Raw genomic sequence first — 4,741 nt, 5'->3', positions numbered from 1 at the left:
CTTCCACCCATGCGGGCGATTATCGCACGCTCATCGAGCTCAGTCCGGATGCGCTGATCGTCCACAACGGCGAAGCGATCCTGATTGCCAACATCGCCATGGCGAGCCTCGTCGGCGCCTTGCGCGTCGAAGACGTGGTGGGACGGCTCCTGCTTGATTTCGTCGCTCCGTCCTCGCGCGCATTGGTGGAGGAGCGCATCCGGCAGATGCACGATGTCAGCGACCGGCCGCTCGTCGATGAGATCTGGAAACGGCACGACGGTTCGGAAGTGCATGTGGAGGTCGCGGCAACGCCGATGCCGGGTCTCGGTGGACGCGCTGCGATGGTGATCGCGCGCGACGTCACCGAGCAGCGTCGTCTGCAGATGGAGCGTGAACGCCTTCTCGCGGAAAAGGAGCTGCTAATGCGCGAAGTCCATCACCGGATCGCCAACAGCCTGCAGCTCGTCCAGAGTTTGTTGACGCTGCAGGCCCGGGGTGCGGATTGCGAAGACGTCCGGGTTCATCTGCGCGATGCGTGCGCGCGCATCGGCACGATCGGAACGCTGCATCATAGACTGCATCAGGTCGGATCCGTGATCGAAGGTGATCTGCGCGATTACATCGGTGGTGTCGTCGCCGATCTGCAGAAAGCGTTGGGCACCAACAGTGAACGGCGTATCGTTCTGGAGGACGCCGGCGTCGGTCAATTGACGGTGGAAGCCGATGCTCTGATGGCGCTCGGGCTCATTGCCGCCGAAGCCGTGACCAATTCGTTCAAGTACGGAGCGGGCGCCATACGGGTCCGTATCCAAAGAGAAGACGCAAGCGTGTCGTTGGCCGTCGAGGATGACGGCGCCGGTTTCCCGGACGATTTCGAAGTGACGACGGCCGCCAGGGGACTTGGAATGCGCGTGATCGCGTCACTCGTCCAGGCACGCGGCGGGATGATCGAGGTCGGCGCGACGAAAGGAAAGCGGCGGCCGCCGAGCCATATCTGCGCGACCATTCCGCTTCGTGCCTCGTAGCGCGTGGCCCGCTCTCGTCGAAATGCACCAACACCGCTATCTTCGATCGGACGAACGACCGGAGACGATGAGTGACCTTCGTCGAGAGCATGCACCGGACAGGCGAGTGGCTCGGAAAGCGGCGGGCCGACTTTCGGCTCGCGTTCCGGGTGACGATTGCCGGCGCGATCGCCTTCGCGCTGGCGCAACTCCTCGTGCTGCCACAGGGGTACTGGGCTGTGATCACGGCGGTGATCGTCATGCAAGCGAGCGTTGGCGGCTCGCTGAAGGCCGCCATCGACCGGTTTCTCGGAACATTTGCCGGAGCGATCTACGGCGCCGTGGTCTCGGCCTTCGTTCCCCATGCCTCGTCATGGCAATTGGGGACGGCGATTGTCATCGCGTTGGCGCCGCTCGCGCTGCTGGCCTCGATCAAGACGAGCTTTCGCGTCGCGCCCATCACGGCGTTGATCGTGCTTCTGCCGACCTCCGCGCATACGCTGGGCCCCGTCGTGTCGGCGATCGACCGGGTGCTTGAAATCACGCTCGGCAATCTGGTCGGTGTGGCGGTCGCGCTCCTGATCCTCCCGTCGCGCGCGCATACGCTGCTGACGGAAGCGGCGGCACAGGTGGTACGGTTGAATGCAGAGCTCGTGACGCTRCTCCTGAATGGCGTCCTCGCGGATGCCGGCGCGATTGGTACGCCGGCGCTCCACGCACGCATTCGTGCGTCCCTGAAGCAGGTGGAAAGCGCCGCCGACGAGGCGGCGCGCGAGAGAAAGAGCCATCTCACCGATGCGCCCGATCCTGAACCGCTGGTGCGAACGCTTTATCGGGTCCGGCACGATTTCGTGATGATCGGGCGTGCGGCGGCATCGCCGCTCGACGAACGGATCCGGGTGCGGCTCGCGACGTGCATCGCCCAGATCAGAGACGCGGCGCAGACCTTTCTCGTTGCGCTTGCCGATGCGTTGCAGATGCGCGGGTCACCGCCCAGCGCCACGGCGTTCGACGAGAGCCTCGCCGCGTTGGTCGGCGAGATGGAAACGATGCGGGGCGAGCATTTCCTGGAGCCGTTACCGGCGGAAGCGGTCGCTCGCCTCTATGCGTTGCGATTCTCTCTGGAGCAATTGCGACAGGATCTCGACGATCTCGACGCCCGCACCCGCGAGATGATGCTGAAGCGCAAGGACTCCGACGGAGCAACGCGGCAGCCGCCAGACGGCGGATGATGCGCAACGCTCCGGCGGGATCGCCGCTTTGGCGGTGCTACGCCTTGGGAGCCGCGCGCTTCTTGTTCTTCTTGCCTCCGAAAGGCTTATCGCCGCCCTTTTTCCGGTCGTCGCCATAGGGGCGCGGAGGGCCACCCTTGCCGGCGAATTTCTTGCCGAAGGAGCCTGGCTTCCGATCGCCGGCCGGGTGCTTGCGGCTCTCGTGAGCGCCGCCTCCACCACTGCCACCACCGGCCGCAGTCGCCGGCTCGATCCGAATATCCTCGTCGTTGGTCTTACGCACGGCAGATGCGAAACGCGACGCGACGGATTGCACGATTTCGAACTTGGTCTCACGGTCGAAAATCTTGATCGACCCGATTTCCTTCTTGGTGACGTGTCCGAGGCGGCAGATGATCGGCAACAGCCAACGGGGGTCGGCGTTGTTGCGGCGTCCCACGCTCATGCGGAACCACACCATGTCCTCGGAGGAGCCGTAGTCGCTGTCCGATGAAGGCGCGTATTTGCGATCGCCACCGCGTTCGCGGTCCGTCTGGCGCTCGCGCTTATCCTTGCGGACACGCGGCTCGCGCTCTGCTCCGGCGTCGAACATCTCTTCCGGTGCCGGAAGCTTCGCGCGGTGGAAGCGCACCAGTGCGGATGCGATCTCGACGGGGGAACGCTGGGCAAGCACGGCGCGCGCCAGGTTGAGATCCTCTTCGGTCGCTTCTTCGGCGACTGTCAGGTCCTTGAGCAAACGCTCCTGGTCTCTTTGACGGATGTCCGCGGCGGAAGGCGGGCCACCCCAGGTGACGTCGACACCGGCGCTGTCAACCAGTCGCTCGGCCTTGCGGCGACGCGTGTAGGGCACGAGCATCACGCACACGCCCTTGCGCCCGGCACGTCCGGTGCGCCCGCTACGGTGTAGGAGCGTTTCGTGATCGTTCGGCAGATCGGCGTGAATGACGAGACCGAGGTCTGGAAGATCGATGCCGCGTGCCGCGACGTCGGTTGCCACGCAGACCCGCGCACGGCCGTCGCGGAGCGATTGCAATGCGTTGGTGCGCTCGTTCTGCGTCAGCTCGCCGGACAGGGCGACGGCCGAGAAGCCGCGCTCGGTGAGGCTCGCGCTGAGGTGGCGCACCGTCTCGCGGGTGGAGCAAAACACCATTGCGCCCCGCATTTCGAAGTAGCGCAGGACGTTGACGACGGCGTGCTCGATCTCGTTCGGCGCAATGCGCACGGCGCGATACTCGATGTCGCCGTGCGGTTGGTTCTGCACCAGCGTATCGATCCGGACCGCGTCGCGCTGGTAACGCTTGGCGAGCGCGGCGATGTTGCGCGGGATGGTGGCGGAGAAGAGAAGCGTACGACGCTCCTGCGGCGTGGCGTCGAGGATGAACTCGAGATCCTCGCGAAAGCCGAGATCGAGCATCTCGTCCGCTTCGTCGAGAACGACTGCGCGCAATTTCGACGTGTCGAGCCGGCCGCGCTCCAAATGGTCGCGCAAGCGTCCCGGCGTCCCGACGACGATGTGGCAGCCGTCGGCGAGGGCGCGCTGCTCGCGACGGACGTCCATGCCGCCGACACAGGAGGCGACCCGCGCTCCAGCGGGGCCATAGAGCCAAATGAGTTCGCGATGGACCTGGAGCGCGAGCTCGCGGGTCGGCGCGATGATCAGGGCCAAAGGTTCTGCTGGCGGCGGCAGCCGTTCGGCGTCGCCGAGCAGGGTCGAACCCAAAGCGAGGCCGTAGGCGACGGTCTTGCCGGAGCCGGTCTGGGCGGAGACGAGCAAGTCGCGGTCCCGGGCGTCTGCCTGGAGGATGGCGGCTTGAACGGGCGTGGGTTCTTGATAGCCACGATCGGCGAGGGCACGCTCGAGGCTGGGATTTGCTTTTGGAAAGGGCATGTGTCTACGGCGGAGCCGTTCCTTCGGAGCCAGATCCGAATGCCTTTGGTCGGCTCTTGAGGATCATGCTCAATAAAAATAAGAGCGGACTCGGTGGCGATTCCGCTCTTCAGCCGCTTGGTTCGGCTTGAACGATGGGGGTGGCCCGCTCAGGCGTTATCGCCCATTCCGTCGATCTCCACAAGGAAAACGACGTCGATGCCTTCTTCGCCGTCTTCGTCCGCCTCTTCCTCATCCTCGAACTCGTCCCCGTCGAGAGCGTCGTCGAAGGCTTCGATCTCGTCCTCGGACGACCGGCGGATCTTCAGGGCAGCGGCACCGTCCCACAGAGGCTTGGTCTCACAGGTGAACGACACCAGGTCGTCCTTGAAGCCTTCGCTCATGAAAAGCTCTTGGGCTTGGTCCTCATCGGCATTGGTGACGGCAATCGCCTTGCCTGAGATTTCGAGAGTAAACATGGCTTTCCCTTCTGCGACGCCGGCAGTCTAAGGCAATAACATGGATGCGGCCATAGAGCCTCGCCGGACGAAAGGCTAGCCTTCGGGCAATAAAAAGGCCGCGCAACGCGCCCGGCCTGATCGACTGTCCCGCCTATTTTTTGCTTGGCAGCCGACTTCACCTCGGCATCCCATTTC

Annotated in this window: 4 protein-coding genes; 2 read left to right on the top strand and 2 right to left on the bottom strand. The window is 64.5% G+C overall.

Features of this window, described 5'->3' with window-relative positions:
* Positions 1-1,007 (top strand): sensor histidine kinase (locus AC1DT3_RS12480; RefSeq protein WP_477465574.1); only part of this gene is annotated, 1,007 nt, incomplete at its 5' end.
* A 71-nt stretch (positions 1,008-1,078) separates the two neighbouring features.
* Positions 1,079-2,218, top strand: coding sequence for an FUSC family protein (locus AC1DT3_RS12475; protein WP_477465573.1), 1,140 nt, complete (start codon positions 1,079-1,081; stop codon positions 2,216-2,218).
* 37 nt (positions 2,219-2,255) lie between these two features.
* Here the strand turns inward: AC1DT3_RS12475 and AC1DT3_RS12470 are convergent, their stop codons facing one another.
* Positions 2,256-4,106, bottom strand: a complete 1,851-nt coding sequence (locus AC1DT3_RS12470) for a DEAD/DEAH box helicase (RefSeq protein WP_477465572.1) — start codon at positions 4,104-4,106, stop codon at positions 2,256-2,258.
* A 149-nt stretch (positions 4,107-4,255) separates the two neighbouring features.
* Positions 4,256-4,564 carry a hypothetical protein gene (locus tag AC1DT3_RS12465; protein ID WP_477465571.1) on the bottom strand — a complete coding sequence of 103 codons (309 nt, stop codon included), beginning with the start codon at positions 4,562-4,564 and terminating at the stop codon, positions 4,256-4,258.
* Between the last annotated feature and the right edge of the window lie 177 nt (positions 4,565-4,741).

It is taken from the genome of Microvirga sp. P4_G7, from assembly GCF_056401005.1.
The sequence above is the reverse complement of the archived record's forward strand: the minus strand, read 5'-3'. Positions and strand labels throughout refer to the sequence as shown.